General features: G+C 61.9%; 16 protein-coding genes and 1 tRNA gene. 4 read left to right on the top strand and 13 right to left on the bottom strand.

What is annotated here, in order from left to right:
• Positions 1-289: 289 nt before the first annotated feature.
• Positions 290-1147 carry a mechanosensitive ion channel family protein gene (locus tag ACGYLA_RS10760; RefSeq protein ID WP_394432324.1) on the bottom strand — a complete coding sequence of 286 codons (858 nt, stop codon included), beginning with the start codon at positions 1145-1147 and terminating at the stop codon, positions 290-292.
• 186 nt (positions 1148-1333) lie between these two features.
• On the opposite strand from ACGYLA_RS10760, the gene ACGYLA_RS10755 reads away from it, so the two are divergent.
• Positions 1334-1492, top strand: coding sequence for a YqaE/Pmp3 family membrane protein (locus ACGYLA_RS10755; RefSeq protein WP_394432322.1), 159 nt, complete (start codon positions 1334-1336; stop codon positions 1490-1492).
• Positions 1493-1553: 61 nt separating this feature from the next.
• Here the strand turns inward: ACGYLA_RS10755 and ACGYLA_RS10750 are convergent, their stop codons facing one another.
• The 7 genes from ACGYLA_RS10750 to ACGYLA_RS10720 form a co-directional block, all read right to left on the bottom strand.
• Complete coding sequence (locus ACGYLA_RS10750; protein ID WP_082852044.1) at positions 1554-1727, bottom strand: CsbD family protein; 174 nt, start codon at positions 1725-1727, stop codon at positions 1554-1556.
• 118 nt (positions 1728-1845) lie between these two features.
• Positions 1846-1920 (bottom strand) — tRNA-Phe (locus ACGYLA_RS10745).
• A 115-nt stretch (positions 1921-2035) separates the two neighbouring features.
• Positions 2036-2227, bottom strand: a complete 192-nt coding sequence (locus tag ACGYLA_RS10740; RefSeq protein WP_394432320.1) for a DNA gyrase inhibitor YacG — start codon at positions 2225-2227, stop codon at positions 2036-2038.
• On the bottom strand, positions 2224-3246 hold the full coding sequence (locus ACGYLA_RS10735; protein ID WP_394432318.1) for a ribonuclease E/G: 1023 nt from the start codon (positions 3244-3246) through the stop codon (positions 2224-2226). The genes ACGYLA_RS10740 and ACGYLA_RS10735 overlap by 4 nt, the downstream gene beginning before the upstream one ends.
• Positions 3243-3821, bottom strand: coding sequence for a Maf family protein (locus ACGYLA_RS10730; protein ID WP_394414317.1), 579 nt, complete (start codon positions 3819-3821; stop codon positions 3243-3245). Before ACGYLA_RS10730 ends, ACGYLA_RS10735 begins: the two co-directional genes overlap by 4 nt.
• 89 nt (positions 3822-3910) lie before the next feature.
• Positions 3911-4129, bottom strand: coding sequence for a translation initiation factor IF-1 (gene infA, locus ACGYLA_RS10725; RefSeq protein ID WP_005978431.1), 219 nt, complete (start codon positions 4127-4129; stop codon positions 3911-3913).
• Between the two features lie 81 nt (positions 4130-4210).
• Entirely contained in the window at positions 4211-5086 is an 876-nt protein-coding gene (locus tag ACGYLA_RS10720; protein WP_394419823.1) for a carbon-nitrogen hydrolase family protein, read from the bottom strand.
• A 163-nt stretch (positions 5087-5249) separates the two neighbouring features.
• Here ACGYLA_RS10720 and ACGYLA_RS10715 point away from each other — a divergent pair, with 163 nt between their 5' ends.
• The gene (locus ACGYLA_RS10715; RefSeq protein ID WP_394432315.1) at positions 5250-6245 is read left to right on the top strand and encodes a LysR family transcriptional regulator; all 996 of its coding nucleotides are present in this window, start codon (positions 5250-5252) and stop codon (positions 6243-6245) included.
• 6 nt (positions 6246-6251) lie between these two features.
• Positions 6252-6950 carry an NAD-dependent deacylase gene (locus tag ACGYLA_RS10710; protein ID WP_394419822.1) on the top strand — a complete coding sequence of 233 codons (699 nt, stop codon included), beginning with the start codon at positions 6252-6254 and terminating at the stop codon, positions 6948-6950.
• A gap of 21 nt (positions 6951-6971) precedes the next feature.
• Here ACGYLA_RS10710 and ACGYLA_RS10705 read toward each other — a convergent pair whose 3' ends face one another.
• Together ACGYLA_RS10705 and rpmB are read right to left on the bottom strand one after the other, a co-directional pair.
• Complete coding sequence (locus ACGYLA_RS10705; RefSeq protein WP_394432313.1) at positions 6972-8612, bottom strand: BCCT family transporter; 1641 nt, start codon at positions 8610-8612, stop codon at positions 6972-6974.
• A gap of 255 nt (positions 8613-8867) precedes the next feature.
• Positions 8868-9167, bottom strand: a complete 300-nt coding sequence (rpmB, locus tag ACGYLA_RS10700; RefSeq protein WP_067268014.1) for a 50S ribosomal protein L28 — start codon at positions 9165-9167, stop codon at positions 8868-8870.
• Between the two features lie 269 nt (positions 9168-9436).
• Here rpmB and ACGYLA_RS10695 point away from each other — a divergent pair, with 269 nt between their 5' ends.
• A complete protein-coding gene (locus tag ACGYLA_RS10695) occupies positions 9437-10132 on the top strand; it encodes a CDP-alcohol phosphatidyltransferase family protein (RefSeq protein WP_394432311.1) in 696 nt (231 codons plus the stop codon).
• A 15-nt stretch (positions 10133-10147) separates the two neighbouring features.
• Here the strand turns inward: ACGYLA_RS10695 and ACGYLA_RS10690 are convergent, their stop codons facing one another.
• From ACGYLA_RS10690 to ileS, 3 genes are all read right to left on the bottom strand, one after another.
• Positions 10148-10603, bottom strand: a complete 456-nt coding sequence (locus tag ACGYLA_RS10690) for a methylated-DNA--[protein]-cysteine S-methyltransferase (RefSeq protein ID WP_394432309.1) — start codon at positions 10601-10603, stop codon at positions 10148-10150.
• 249 nt (positions 10604-10852) lie between these two features.
• Positions 10853-11113: a hypothetical protein gene (locus ACGYLA_RS10685; RefSeq protein ID WP_394432307.1), complete on the bottom strand. Its 261-nt coding sequence runs from the start codon at positions 11111-11113 to the stop codon at positions 10853-10855.
• Positions 11110-14037 (bottom strand): isoleucine--tRNA ligase, encoded by a 2928-nt coding sequence (gene ileS / locus ACGYLA_RS10680; protein WP_394432305.1) that lies wholly within the window; start codon positions 14035-14037, stop codon positions 11110-11112. Before ileS ends, ACGYLA_RS10685 begins: the two co-directional genes overlap by 4 nt.
• Positions 14038-14399: the final 362 nt, after the last annotated feature.

Below are 14399 nucleotides of genomic sequence, written 5' to 3'. Positions count from 1 at the left end.
GTCTCCGCTGCCGTCCGCCCCGTCTGGCGCCCCAGCGGTGCGTCTCAGCGCCGCCGGTAGAGGGGGTTCTAAGGTTACTGAGACAAAGCCGCAAGCAGAAAGTTGAGAAAAGATGAGATTTCGGGGAACTTTTCGGCAAGATGCTGAAATGGCGTGCTAATTTTCCGCATCTAACGCGCCGGAGTTAGCCTCCCCTGCCCTATCTGAGCGGACAGCTTCCACGCGGGCCCATGAATCGACCGCGATTCACGGGACCACAGGGCAAAATCGGCGACTCGCAGCACAGGCCCTACCCCCCTGCATCCCCCTCCGCCCGACTGAGCGGAAGCGGCTCTTTGAAGGTGAGAGTGCGGTAGGGGAAAGGAATCTCCAGCCCTGCCTCGTCCAGCGCCCGTTTCACCGCGGTCACCACCTCATCCCGAGAACGTCGCTGCTCGACCGGGGCTGAGCCTGTCCACCAAGTGACCTCGAAATTGATGGAGGACTCCCCGAACTCTTGGGCGAAGACCTGAATCGGATGCTCCCCCTGCTCTACCGTCTCGCAGCGCGCGACCGCTTCGGAGATCACCGCCCGCGCTTCACCCAGATCGACATCATAGGCCACCCCGCAGATCACGGTTTGCCGACGGTGCGTTTGATCCGTGCGCACATAGACGGGGTTCTTAAAGAGCATTGCATTGGGCACGATCACCAGCTGCCCGTCCGTCTGGCGGATATGGCTCTCTCTAATGGCGATATGGGTGACCTTGCCCTCGATCCCCTCGCATTCGATATGATCCCCCATGCGCATTTCCCGGCGAAAGAGGATGATGATCCCGGCGAGGAAATTCTCAAAGACGTCCTTGAAAGCGAAGCCAATGGCGACCGACCCGATGCCGAGCCCCGCCAGAATGCTGGCAGGCGTGAGCCCGGGAAAGACGATCACGGCCGCGATCATGATGCCGAAGACCCAGATGAGGATAGACGTCAAAAGGGTAAAGAGGTCCTGAAGGCTCGGGCGCAGCTTGGTCTTGGACAGGGTTTTGCCGACCAGCGACCGGCCAAGCGCGACCATGGCCCAGGTCAACATCAATACGAGGGTTGCGACAGCGATCTGCGGCAAAAGTGCGATTGTCTCTCGCGCCATCTCCATGATCTGGCGCCACATGATCCTGACTGGCTCCACCCTACCCCTCCTCTGGCTGTTTGGTAGTTTGCCGCAAAACCCATGCTGCGGCGAGTGTTACTTGCGCCCCGCTCGGCGCGTCGCCACTGGCCGTGTGATGCTCGGGAGCTAGCTTAGGGCAAAGTTTAATCTGTTTGGAAAGGAGCCCGGCGAACCCGGCGTGACACTATGGACATCATTCGCATCATCATCGCTATCCTACTGCCCCCTCTTGGGGTGTTCTTGCAGGAAGGTCTGGGAAAGCACTTCTGGATTAACATTCTCCTGACCTTGCTGGGTTACCTGCCCGGGATCGCCCATGCGCTCTATATCATCATCAAAAGGTGAGAGCGCGGGCAGCAGCCCGAATAGAGAAAGCGCGCCTCCGGTAAGAGGCGCGCTTTTGCAATCAATCAGATAGTTTGTCCTTGGCGTCACCGACACCCTTTTGCACTTTGCCCTCGGCCTGATCGGCCTGACCTTCGTGCTTCAGGTCTTCGTTGCCCGTGGCATCGCCGGCTTCTTCTTTCAGTTTGCCACCGATGTCTTTCGCCTTGCCTTTTGCTTGGTCGTCATTTGCCATGGTTGCTCTCCTCTATCTGGGTAGGGGAACAACGTTGGGAAGGAGGCGCGGGTTCCGTTGTGAGGGAAATCACGCGCGTTGGGCAGCGAGGGTTACGGTCTGTCTGTTTTAGTAAAAATGGTGCCCGGGGGCGGAATCGAACCACCGACACGAGGATTTTCAATCCACTGCTCTACCCCTGAGCTACCCGGGCACGGGTCACCTCTTTCGAGGTCGGGTGAGCGGGTTCTAGGACCTGTGGCGCGGGGTGTCCAGCCCCATTTTGCCCTGAAACCCACTTCTTTTCAAAAAACGCAAATTTTCCTGTGTTAATGGGGCTTTGCGGGACGGTCTTGTGCCGCTTCGGCGGCGTCAATGGCGGCTTCCACGTCTTCGGGGTCGCGCGAGGGGACGGCGTAGCTGCCGTTGAACCAGCGGCCCAGATCGATGTCGGCGCAGCGGCGCGAGCAGAAGGGGCGATGCGCCTTGACGGTTTCGGATTTGCAGATCGGGCAGCTCATTGGCCTGCCCCTGCCAGCACCGGGCGGGCGCGTTTGCGTTGCAGCTCGTAATGGCCCAGAGGCGTCCAGCCGACCAGCGTCGTATCCACATCGTCGGCGCGGAAAGCAGCACGTAGGGCGCTTTCAAACGTCCGGCGGTCCTTCTTGGGCATGGGCGCGAGGTCGAGCGTGATTTGCCCGCCAAGCCCGCGCAGACGCAGGGCACGCGGCAGCGCTTTGGCGCAGGCCATATTGGCCTTCACCCCGGCGGCGAGCGAGGCATCGTTGCCGGTGTTCACATCGACCGCAACCAACGCACGTGTCGGCTCAACAAAGATCGACGCGCCGCCGCCGAGCGGCACCTGCGCCGAGGCCACGCGGTCGAGCTCTTCCAGAACGCCGTGGTCGTCAAAACCACCGGCCTCGGTCACCACCTCGGCGGGCGCGGTCCAATCGCGCCAAGCGAGCAGATGCGGACCATCGCCTTCGCTCAGCACCTCCATCTGTTGCGCGTCATCATTGGCCACGGTATCCGCCAAGCTAAGCATATTGGCGATATCCTCGGCAATATCCTCGGCATCGGCCCCGGCGCAGGAGGACCGCAGGATCAGGCCCAGATCGGACCCGCCCGCCACCTCATGGGCGATTTCCAGCAGCCGGTCGCGCTCTTCCTCGTCCTTGATAGAGCGCGAGATGTTTAGCCCCGGCGCATCCGGCGTCACGATGGCATAGCGCGACTTGAAGAGCAGCTTATTGGTCACCGGGATCGCCTTGCCCGGCTCTGCATGGCCCGAGACCTGCACAAGAATCGTCTGACCGGGAGCCAGCCCCTTGATCTGCCGCAGAAACGCCGGGCCATCGGGGGTCTTGAGGAACATGCCCCCCTGCCCCTTGACCGGACGATCCGCAATCGCACGATAAACGGTGCCGACGCGCGGCCCGTCGCTGTCGATCAGAAAATCATCCAGCTTGCCGTCCACCATCAGGGCGGCGGCCTCGATATCACCGAGATGGTCGAGAATAATCGTACGGCCTTTCATGGCGTCCTTCCGTCAAATGGGTAGCCTGCGGCTTGCAGCAGGTTCGCAGCCTCTGCCAATGGCAGGCCGACAATTGCAGTGAATGACCCGCTGATCCAAGGGATCAACGCGCCCGCGGGGCCCTGAATGCCATAGCCGCCCGCCTTGCCGCGCCAATCGCCCGTGGCGAGGTAGCGGCGAATCTCAGGCTCGGACAGGGATTTCATCTTCACGCTGCTTTGCACATCGCGCTGCCACAGCTTTTCGCCCCGCTTGACGGCGACGGCGGTAACCACCTTATGCCGACGGCCCGACATCAGCCGCAAAAAGGCTTCGGCCTCGGCCTCATCCTCGGGCTTGCCGAGAATGCGCCGCCCGAGCGCCACGGTGGTATCGGCGCAAAGCACGATATCCTCCGCGCCCGCGGGCACCGCCGCCACTTTCTCGCGCGCCATTCGGGCGCAATAGGGGCGCGGCAGTTCGGCCTTGTGGGGGGTCTCGTCGATGTCGGGGGCGCGAATGGCATCGGGGGTCACGCCGATCTGGGCCAAAAGCTCCAACCGGCGCGGCGATCCTGATCCAAGAATGAATTGCATCTTATGGGCCTCTTTGCCTGAGGCCGGCGGCCCGGTCGGGGCCGCGCACGGCCCCGCCTGCGCCGCGCAACGCGCGAACGCGGTGCCGCTTACTTGAAGCGATAGTTGATCCGACCCTTGGTCAAATCATAGGGTGTCATTTCCACCTGAACCTTGTCGCCAGCCAGAACACGGATGCGGTTTTTCCGCATCTTGCCTGCCGTATGCGCGATGATCTCATGGCCGTTTTCCAGCTCGACCCGAAACGTCGCGTTAGGCAGGAGTTCCTTCACGACACCGGGAAATTCGAGCGTATCTTCCTTGGCCATGGTCTCTCCTTGAGCACAAAACCCTCCAAAACGAGGGCGCAGGCTTAAATGGGCGCATTTTCGCGCTTTTTCAAGGGGGATTCAGCGCAAAGCGACGTTTATCGCCTTTCCGTCGCGGCCAATCTGGTCTTGCCAGTCCCTTCGGTTAAGCACGATGCCATCCGCGCGCACCTCGGCGACCTGCGCCAAATCGGCGTCCGCCACGGTCCAGCCGGGGGCGTTAACCTCGCGCACACCCAAAATCCCCGTGGGCGGGAAGCCGCGATCCGGAGGGCAGAAAATCCCGCCCGCGCCATAGGATTGCCCCAAAGCCTCGGACCAATCGGCCTTGCCTACGACCGAGGACATGGCGGTGATGCACTGATTCTCAAGCGCCCGCGCCATGGAGCCGATGCGCACGCGCCAATAGCCCGCGAGCGTTTCGGTGACACTGGGCACGCAGATCACATCACATTCTGCCAGCGCACGGCCAAGCAGGGGAAACTCGCTGTCATAGCAGATGAGTACCCCGATCTTGCCAATCGCCGTGTCAAAGACCTGAAGCGCATTGCCCCCGATCACGCCCCATTCCTCGCGCTCGAAACGGGTCATGATCTGCTTGTCCTGCACGCCGATCTGCCCCGTGGGCGTGATCAGCCGGGCACGGTTCACCGGGCGGCTCTCAGTCGCTGCGGGGCCTGAGCCGGCCACGATATGCACGTTATGCTCGGCGGCGAGTTTCACATGCAGCCGGTCCGCCTCCTCAAGCTTGTCCGACACCGAAAAGAGCGACCGTTCCAAATCGCCCGCCACCTCGGCCCCGTCGAGCGTCGCCAGTTCCATCGCCGCATATTCAGGAAAAACCAGCAGTTCCGCCCCCTGCACCGCCGCCTCGGCGACCCAATGGGCCAGCTTGTCTTCGTACTGCGCCCATGATGTCAGAACATCGAGCGGATAGGCGGCTGTGGCGATTTTCATTCAAAAGGCTCCTCATTTTCGCGCAGTCTGCGCGGCTTTACCGGTGGCTTCAAGACGGGCGGCGTCGCTTTCATGGAACCGTCCGAGAGGCTGCCGCTTGCTTGGGCAAAGGCTTGACCTGACCTTCCCATGGTTTCACAAGTTCCGAAAGAGATGGGACCATATGCTGAACAAGGGCATCACCCTGCGGGGCATCGAAGTGTTTGAGGCGCTGGCGCGGAGCGGATCGGTGGCGCAGGCGGCCGAGGCCACGGGGCTCAGCCAGCCCGCCGTCAGCCAGCAGATGCGCAACCTCGAAGCCGCCATCGGCGCGGAACTGGTCGACCATACCCGCCGCCCCATGCGATTGACCCCAGCCGGGCAGATGTTCCTGCGCCGGGCCGAACAGGCGCTCAGCGAATTGCGCCAAGCGCAGAGTGAAGTCACGGTAATGGATCTGGCCCATTTGGAGGCGCTGAACCTCGGCGTGATCGACGATTTCGATGATGACCTGACCCCGCGCCTTGCCACGATCCTTGGCGACAGCTTGACCGGATGCCGCTTTCGGATGATCACCGCAGGCAGCAATGAATTGGCTGGGGCGCTGCGCGACAAGAGCCTGCATATGGCACTCTCGGCGCAGATCGACGGGCCGATGGCGGGGGTTCTGGAATACCCGCTGGCCCGCGATCCGTTTATCCTCGTTACCCCCGCGGGCACGTCCGCCGATCCCGACGCCCTGCTGCGCGGCGCCACCGATCTGCCCTTCCTGCGCTATGCCGCCGATCAGTTGATCGCGCGGCAGATCGAGGCGCATCTTGCATCAGAGAGACACAACCTGCCCGCCCGTTTCGAGATTGGCAGCCATCTGGCCCTGATGGCCATGGTGGCCCGCGGCATCGGCTGGGCGATGACCACGCCCTTGGGATACATGCGCGCCGCCCGTTTTCACGACCGCCTCGCCGCGCACCCCCTGCCTGCGGCGGCACAGGCCCAACCGCCTGCGCGCACCATCTCTCTCTTCGCGGGTGCGGAATGGTCCGGCCCCGTGCCGCGCGACATTGCTCAGACCCTGCGACAGTTGATGCAGACCCATATGATCGCCCCTGCCATCGCGCAATTGCCCTGGCTGGCCGACGGCTTACACCTGCTTGAAGACATGGACCCTATCGGAGAATAATGCCCCATGACCAAGATCGTGATCCTCACCGGCGCGGGTATTTCTGCCGAAAGCGGGCTTGAGACCTTCCGCGCCTCAGATGGCCTCTGGGCGCAGCACCGGGTCGAAGACGTGGCGACGCCCGAAGGTTTCGCCCGCAATCCCAAACTGGTGGTCGACTTCTACAACGCCCGCCGCGCGCAGGCCGCCGAAGTGGCCCCCAACGCCGCGCACCGCGCCCTCGCCCGGCTGGAGGCCGAGTTGGACGGCGAGGTGGTGGTGATCACCCAGAACGTCGACGATCTGCACGAACAGGGCGGCTCGCGGCAGGTCATGCATATGCATGGCGCGCTCAAAGGCGCGCTCTGCGCCGCTTGCGATCACCGCTGGCCCGCGCCCATGGTCATGGCGCCGGGCGATCCCTGCCCCGCCTGCGGTGCCCCCGCCGCGCGGCCCGATATCGTCTGGTTCGGTGAGATGCCCTATGAGATGGACGCGCTTTTCGATCATCTGGCCGAAGCGGATATTTTTGCCGCCATCGGCACATCGGGCAATGTCTACCCCGCTGCCGGTTTCGTCGCCGAGGCCCGCCGCGCCGGGGCGCATACGATAGAATTCAATCTCGAACGCTCCGCCGTGGGCAATCAGTTCGCCGAACATCGCATCGGGCCCGCCAGCCAGACAGTGCCGGAATGGGTGGCCGAAGTGCTTGAGGCGCGCCGCTAACCACCGGCGCGCCACGGGCCATCAGCGCGGTTCGCTGCGCAACCCTTTGTAGATCGTGTAACACATCACCAGCATCAGGATCGCAAAAGGCACCCCCGTCGCGGTGACCCCGGCCTGCAGCGCCGACAGCCCGCCGCCGATCAGCAGCACGATGGCGATCAACCCTTCGACGATGCACCAGAAGATACGCTGTGGCACCGGGGCATCAATCTTGCCACCCGCCGTGATCGTATCGACAACCAGCGAGCCCGAATCCGAGGAGGTGACGAAAAACACCAGCGCCAGAAGGATCGCGATGGTCGACGCGATCTTGGTAAAGGGAAGTTCATTCAGCATCCCGAAAAGCGAGAGTTCCGGCGAATAGCTGTCGATCACATTGGCCTTGACCAGCGATGTCTCAGGGCTGGCAAGGATCTGGTCAATCGCGATGCCGCCAAAGACGCCCATCCAGATGAAGATGATCAGCGACGGGATCAACAACACGCAGATGATGAACTCCCGCACCGTGCGCCCGCGCGAGACGCGCGCGATAAACATGCCCACGAAAGGCGCCCAGGAGACCCACCAGGCCCAATAGAACGCGGTCCAACCCTCACGGTAGGAATCATCCTCCCGGCCGAATGGATTGGAGAGCGGGATGATCTCTTGCGTATAGGCCAACAGACCGGTCCAGAACCCGTCGAGCCCCACCAGCGTCGGGCCGACGAAAAGCACGAAGAGGAAGAATAGGACCGCCACGATCATGTTCAGCTCAGACAGGATCTTTACCCCGCCATCCAGCCCGCGCCAGACCGACACCAGCGCCACGGCGGTCACCAAGAGAATGATGATCACCTGCACATTGGTCGAAATCTCGAGCCCGAAGGCGAAGTTGAACCCTGCATTGGCCTGCTGCGCGCCAAGGCCAAGCGATGTCGCGAGACCAAAGAGCGTCGCGAAAACCGCCAGAATATCAATGATATGCCCCGGCCAGCCCCAGACCCGATCCCCCAGCAGGGGGTAGAAGCACGACCGGATCGAAAAGGGCAGCCCCTTGTTATAGGTGAAGAGCGCCAAGGCCAGCGCCATGATCGCATAGACCGCCCAACCGTGCAGCCCCCAGTGATAAAAGGTCGCCGCAAGACCCATGGCGCGGGCAGCCTCCACATTCTCGGGGATGATCGACCCATCCTCGGCAATCGGCAGGGGCACCCCCAGCGGGCCGGAGACGTTCATATGGTACACCGGTTCGAGCACGCCAAAGAACAACAGGCCGATGCCCATGCCCGCGGCAAAAAGCATGGCGAACCACGCCAGATAGGAATATTCCGGCACGGCCTCTTGCCCGCCGAGCCTGACCTTTGAAATCGGCATGAAGATCAGCGCGATGCAGAACAGAACGAAGATGTTCACGATGATCATGAACAGCCAATCCAGCTTGGTCGTGGCGAAATCACGAACCGCGAGGAAGACCACCCCGGCCTGATCCGGGAAGAGCATGGTCAGCAGCACAAAAGCCACCGCCGTTAGGCCCGAGACCATGAAGACCGGGTTGTGAATGTCAAAACCCAACGGGCCGAGGGATCCGTCGATATTGTCTTGGCCGACCTCGAAATCAGTCTCAATCTCATTCGTATCGGGTGGCGTAGTGGAACTGGACGTGCCGGGTGTGGGGTCGGTCATGGAGTCTCCGATCTTGATGCACTGTCTGAACCCCGCTCGGCAGGTAGCATGGCCAGAACAACAATTGTCGGAAGATCAATTAGCGCGCCTGTCTAAGGTTTCCCGAATAAAAACATGCCCCTGCGCAAGAAAATTACCCCGAGCCGCCACGGCCCTAGCCCCTGATAGGCCGGAAACCCTAACAAATCCCTAAGACCAAAACGAAAAAGGCCCCGATCCTTTCGGATCGAGGCCCCAATCTCTATGCGGTAAGCCTTAGCTCAGCACATCGGCAGTCGCGCTGGATTTCGCGATGGCCTTTTTGATTTTCAACGCGTTGTCGGACAGTTCAACGTCTTTGGCTTTTGCCAGGAACTTGTCCAGACCACCACGGTGGTCAACGCTGCGCAGGGCTGCGGCAGAGATGCGCAGTTTGAACGCGCGGCCCAGAGCTTCGGACTGCAACGACACGTCGTTGAGGTTCGGCAGGAACCGACGGCGTGTACGGTTGTTGGCGTGGCTTACGTTGTTGCCCGTCATCGGGCCTTTTCCGGTCAATTCGCAACGGCGCGACATGGGTTCATCCTTTTGCTGTTGTGTCCTTCCAGCGATCCGGAAACACACATAACGTGGGGGCCGCGCAGAGCCGACCCTGAATTGGTTCGCTGGCTTTAAGGGGAATCGCGGTAGCCGTCAACCCGGTGCGCGGGACTTGGCCATATTTCCTGCGCCCACCGCCGATCGCGTCAAGCGCAGCTGCCCCGCCCTGCCCCCGCTACGCTGGTTTTTGCCATCGGGGCCAGAGTTTCCTTTGCATCCCCTCGGCGGATTTGCGATGCAGACGCATGACCATACAGATGCGCGCCCTCTTCGTTCACCTTTTCACTGCCACCGGAGCAGTGCTGGCCATGCTCGCCATGCTCGCCGCCGTGGAAGAGAAATGGGACCTCATGTTTCTATGGCTGGTGATCGCCTTTTTCGTCGATGGCATCGACGGGCCGCTGGCGCGCAAATATGACGTGAAGACCAACGCGCCTGAGTTCGATGGCGTCTTGATGGATCTGATCATCGATTATCTGACTTATGTCTTCATCCCGGCCTTCGCGCTCTTTACCTCGGGGCTGATGGACGGCTGGAGCGGTTGGGCGATGATCATTATCATCACCTTCGCCAGTGTCATGTATTTCTCTGACACGCGAATGAAAACAAATGATAATTCCTTTAAAGGTTTCCCCGGCTGCTGGAACATGCTGGTGCTGGTGCTCTTTGCCTTGCAGCCCGAGTGGTGGATCAGCCTGATCGTGGTCACGATCCTTGCCGCAGCGATGTTTCTGCCGATCAAATTCGTCCACCCCGTCCGGACCGAGCGTTGGCGTCCCGTGACGCTGCCCATGGCGCTGGCATGGACCTTCTTCGCGGGCTGGTCCGCTTGGGTGAACTTCCACCCCGAAAGCTGGGCGCATTGGGGCCTGGTGATCACCTCGGTCTACCTGATCTGCGCCGGTGCCGCGCAGCAATTGATCCCGTCGGGCGACGACTGAACCCGCCTAAGCTCCTCAAATCAACAGCCCCGCCGCGCCTTCATGCCGCAGCAGGGCGACCTTGGTCTCGACCCCGCCTGCGCCGCTGAAACCGGTGAGCCCCTTGGCGCCCATGACGCGGTGGCAGGGGATGAGGATCGGGATCGGATTGCCGCCGCAGGCCCCACCCACGGCCTGCGCTGGCACGCCGAGGTCACGGGCGATCTCGCCGTAGGTGCGGGTGTGGCCGAAGGGAATGGCCGCGATGGCGGCGCAGACCGCGCGCTGGAAATCGCTGCCGGTGACGCGCAGCGGCAGGTCAAAGTGCTGACGTTGGCCTGTGGCGTATTCGTTAAGTTGGCGCAGTGCGGTGTCGAGCAGCACCGAGCGGTCTCGCCCCGCCGCCTGCCCCCAGCCGAGCGCCGTGATGGCGCCGTCTTCTTCAGTGACGATTAGATCGCCGAAGGGCGTGGAGAGAGAGGCCTGTTTCATCGCCCTACTCTGCGCCAGAATTCACGCCTGCGAAAGAGCGCTGAGGGCATCGCCCTCCCTGGGGGGCGATACGACCTATCTGGCGTGCAGATAGGCGCGTGAGACGCTGACCAAGCAAAGCGCGCAAACGCTGCAAAATCGCCCTCCGGGGGGAGGGAGGGCGATGCCCGTGGTTCCCACGGGCGGGACGCTTGACCAGGATTGCGCAAAAAGAAACGGGCGCCGGTTACCCCGACACCCACAGCCCTCTTACTGAACGTGGCGGACTAGCCGCCAACGTTTCTCTGGCCCGAACTGTTCTGCAACGCCGTCACTTTCAAGCATTGCAAGGACCGTTCTAGAAATGTGTCCTACATGTTCAACATGTCCGCAATAGATGCCCAAACATTTTCCGACATCCACGTTTCTCAGTCCTTCTTCAGGGCCATTTTCGAGAACAGTTCTTACTGCTGCTTTCAATGCTGCCAGCGCCCCCTGTGCAGTTTCGAAAGCCTCACTAATAGTTTTCATGCTGTTTCCTCCGCCAATGCCTCACGAACCGCCTCATCACAGCGCCCGCAGACGCCGGGATATTCATGCGTGCCGACATCCGGCAGCACCTTCCAGCAGCGCTCGCATTTCGCGCCCTCGGCCTTTTCAAACACCACGGCCACGCCGTCGGTCTCCGGCATGCGGAAAGCCTCGGCAGGTGCCGGATCGCCCGTCACGGTGATGTCGGAGGTGATGCTGACATCCTCGAAGGACACGCTCTCCAGCGCCTCCCGCTGCGCCGCGTCGTCGACATGTACCACGGGGGCCGCCTCGAGCGAGGCGCCGATGACCTTCTCGGTCCGCTGCACTTCGAGCGCTGCGGTCACCACCCGGCGCGCGGCGCGGACCTTGGCCCATTTCGCCGCCAGTTCCGGGTTCAACCATGCTTCGGGCGTCTCGGGCATGTCGACCAGATGCACCGAGGAGTCGTCGCCCGGGAAGCGCTCCAGCCAGACTTCTTCCATGGTGAAGACCAGCACCGGGGCCAGCCATGTGGTCAGACGGTGGAAGAGGATATCCAGCACCGTCCGCGCCGCGCGGCGGCGCAGGGTGTCGCCATCGCAGTAAAGCGCGTCTTTGCGGATGTCGAAGTAGAAGGCCGAAAGATCGACGGTGGCAAAGGTGAAGACCGCTTGGAACACGCCTTGGAAGTCGAAACGCGCAAAACCGTCGCGCACCACCTTGTCGAGTTCCGCCACCCGGTGCAGCACCCACTGCTCAAGTTCCGGCATCTCCGCCGGGTCCACGCGGTCCGCCTCGGAGAAGTCACTCAGCGCGCCCAGCATGTAGCGCATGGTGTTGCGCAAGCGGCGATAGCTGTCGGCCACGCCTTTCAGGATCTCGTCCCCGATGCGCTGGTCGGCGGTGTAATCGGTCTGCGCCACCCAGAGCCGCAGGATATCGGCGCCATACTGCTGCACGATCTTTTCGGGCACGATGGTGTTGCCGATGGACTTGGACATTTTCATGCCCTTGGCGTCCAGCGTGAAACCATGGGTCACAACATTGCGGTAGGGCGCGCGGCCGGTGGTGCCCACGGATTGCAGAAGCGAGGAATGGAACCAGCCACGGTGCTGGTCGGTGCCCTCCATGTAGACGTCCGCAATGCCGTCCTCAGTCCCGTCCTCGCGGTCGCGCAGGGTGAAGGCATGGGTCGAGCCGCTGTCGAACCAGACGTCGAGAATGTCGGTTACCTGATCGAACTTCGTCGGGTCGACGATACCTTCGAGGAACCGCTCCTTTGCGCCCTCGGCATACCACGCATCCGCGCCCTCGGCCTCGAAAGCCTCGACGATGCGCTGGTTCACCTCTTCGTTGCGCAGCAGGAAGTTCTCGTCCGTGGGCGCGACGCCCTTGCGCACGAAACAGGTCAGCGGCACGCCCCAGGCGCGTTGGCGGCTCAGCACCCAGTCGGGCCGCGCCTCCATCATCGAATAGAGCCGGTTGCGGCCGGATTTCGGCACCCAGTTGACCTTGTCGATGCAGGTCAGCGCACGCTCGCGGATGGTCTTGCCGTTCTGGTCCAGACCGTCGCCCACCTCCTTGTCGATGGCGGCGAACCACTGCGGCGTGTTGCGGTAGATCACCGGCGCTTTAGAGCGCCAGCTGTGCGGATAGCTGTGCTTGATCTTGCCGCGCGCCAACAGGCCGCCGACCTCCACGAGCTTGTCGATGATGGCGCTGTTGGCGTTGCCCTCCTTGCCGTTCGGCTTGAGGATCGCCTTGCCACCGAAGAACGGCAGATCGTCGCGGAAACGGCCATCTTCCATGACGTTGTAGGTGATGACCTGCGGCAGCATGCCGAGATCACGGTAGAGCTCATATTCCTCCAGACCGTGCGAGGGCGCGCAATGCACAAAGCCCGTGCCCTCGTCCGAGGTCACGAAATCGGCGGCACGGAAATCGCGCAGATCGTCCCATTCGCCGTTTGCCCCTTCGGCCCCGGCCAGCGGGTGCTGAAGCGAAATCTTGGCCAACTCATCATTGCTCACGCCGCGCACCCGGCGCCACATGCCATCTTCCAGCCGCGCCCGGCCCAGCACGTCGGCGGCCAGATCGTCGGCCAAGAGGTAACGGTCGCCCACATTGGCCCAGCATTCCTCGGGCGTGACGGTAACCTCGTAAAGGCCGTAGGAGATGCCCTCGCCGTAGACCACGGCCTTGTTCGAGGGCATGGTCCAAGGCGTGGTGGTCCAGATCACCACCTTGGCGCCATCCAACTCGCTGTCGGTGCCCACGACGTTGAACTTGACCCAGACGGTGAAGCTTTCCTTGTCATGATACTCGACCTCGGCCTCGGCCAGCGCGGTCTTCTCGACCGGCGACCACATCACGGGCTTGGAGCCTTGGTAGAGCGTGCCGTTCATCAGGAACTTCATGAATTCCTCGGCGATCACCCGCTCGGCGTGGAAATCCATGGTCAGATAGGGATTTCCCCAATTGCCGGTGATGCCAAGGCGTTTGAACTCCTCGCGCTGCACGTCGACCCATTTGGCGGCGAAGTCGCGGCATTCAGCGCGGAATTCGTTGATCGGCACCTGATCCTTGTCGCGGCCCTTCTTGCGGTACTGCTCTTCGATCTTCCACTCGATCGGCAGGCCGTGGCAGTCCCAACCGGGGATGTAGCGCGCGTCATAGCCCATCATCTGGTGGGAGCGCACGATCATGTCCTTGATAGTCTTGTTCAGCGCGTGACCGATGTGCAGGTTACCGTTGGCATAAGGCGGGCCGTCATGCAGGGTGAAAGGCTCCCGCCCCTCTTTCTCGCGCAGGCGGTCATAGACGCCGATCTTCTCCCAGCGTTCCAGCCAGCCGGGCTCGCGCTTGGGCAGTCCGGCGCGCATCGGGAAATCGGTTTTGGGCAGGTTCAGCGTGGCTTTGTAGTCGGGGGTCTCGGCGCACATGGGGGGCGTCCTTTAGGCATTTGGGGGGTTATTCAATCTCGGTCGGTGCGAATGGCTCAAGCACCTCGGCCCGGCGTCTCAATTGCTTAGAGCGCCGGGAATATAATTCGAATAATGATCGCGGTGAGGCGTGTCATGAACCCGCTTATAAACAGCCCCCCCTGCCCCGACAAGCCCCGGAAGACGCGCCAGAATCCATGTCGGAATCACACCGAACAAGCCGCCCGCCGGACTTAACATTTTTTATGATCCCCGGCCTTCGCTTGAATTTTTCGGCGAAAACAGCATCATAAGGTATTCGACAAAGCTTTATTACCGCGGACTCCGTTTAGGGGGAACCGCGACAATTCTAATGGGCAGAA

The organism is Sulfitobacter sp. 1A13679, from assembly GCF_043557115.1.
GTDB classification, from domain to species: domain Bacteria; phylum Pseudomonadota; class Alphaproteobacteria; order Rhodobacterales; family Rhodobacteraceae; genus Sulfitobacter; species Sulfitobacter faviae.
Note: the sequence above shows the minus strand (reverse complement) of the source record. Positions and strands in the feature narration are given on the sequence as shown.

What these genes read in the sequence shown, in the direction of transcription:
- ACGYLA_RS10760 (WP_394432324.1), bottom strand. Translation starts at nt 1,147, where the DNA reads ATGTGGCGCCAGATCATGGAGATGGCGCGAGAGACAATCGCACTTTTG.
- ACGYLA_RS10755 (WP_394432322.1), top strand. Translation starts at nt 1,334, where the DNA reads ATGGACATCATTCGCATCATCATCGCTATCCTACTGCCCCCTCTTGGG.
- ACGYLA_RS10750 (WP_082852044.1), bottom strand. Translation starts at nt 1,727, where the DNA reads ATGGCAAATGACGACCAAGCAAAAGGCAAGGCGAAAGACATCGGTGGC.
- ACGYLA_RS10740 (WP_394432320.1), bottom strand. Translation starts at nt 2,227, where the DNA reads ATGAGCTGCCCGATCTGCAAATCCGAAACCGTCAAGGCGCATCGCCCC.
- ACGYLA_RS10735 (WP_394432318.1), bottom strand. Translation starts at nt 3,246, where the DNA reads ATGAAAGGCCGTACGATTATTCTCGACCATCTCGGTGATATCGAGGCC.
- ACGYLA_RS10730 (WP_394414317.1), bottom strand. Translation starts at nt 3,821, where the DNA reads ATGCAATTCATTCTTGGATCAGGATCGCCGCGCCGGTTGGAGCTTTTG.
- infA (WP_005978431.1), bottom strand. Translation starts at nt 4,129, where the DNA reads ATGGCCAAGGAAGATACGCTCGAATTTCCCGGTGTCGTGAAGGAACTC.
- ACGYLA_RS10720 (WP_394419823.1), bottom strand. Translation starts at nt 5,086, where the DNA reads ATGAAAATCGCCACAGCCGCCTATCCGCTCGATGTTCTGACATCATGG.
- ACGYLA_RS10715 (WP_394432315.1), top strand. Translation starts at nt 5,250, where the DNA reads ATGCTGAACAAGGGCATCACCCTGCGGGGCATCGAAGTGTTTGAGGCG.
- ACGYLA_RS10710 (WP_394419822.1), top strand. Translation starts at nt 6,252, where the DNA reads ATGACCAAGATCGTGATCCTCACCGGCGCGGGTATTTCTGCCGAAAGC.
- ACGYLA_RS10705 (WP_394432313.1), bottom strand. Translation starts at nt 8,612, where the DNA reads ATGACCGACCCCACACCCGGCACGTCCAGTTCCACTACGCCACCCGAT.
- rpmB (WP_067268014.1), bottom strand. Translation starts at nt 9,167, where the DNA reads ATGTCGCGCCGTTGCGAATTGACCGGAAAAGGCCCGATGACGGGCAAC.
- ACGYLA_RS10695 (WP_394432311.1), top strand. Translation starts at nt 9,437, where the DNA reads ATGACCATACAGATGCGCGCCCTCTTCGTTCACCTTTTCACTGCCACC.
- ACGYLA_RS10690 (WP_394432309.1), bottom strand. Translation starts at nt 10,603, where the DNA reads ATGAAACAGGCCTCTCTCTCCACGCCCTTCGGCGATCTAATCGTCACT.
- ACGYLA_RS10685 (WP_394432307.1), bottom strand. Translation starts at nt 11,113, where the DNA reads ATGAAAACTATTAGTGAGGCTTTCGAAACTGCACAGGGGGCGCTGGCA.
- ileS (WP_394432305.1), bottom strand. Translation starts at nt 14,037, where the DNA reads ATGTGCGCCGAGACCCCCGACTACAAAGCCACGCTGAACCTGCCCAAA.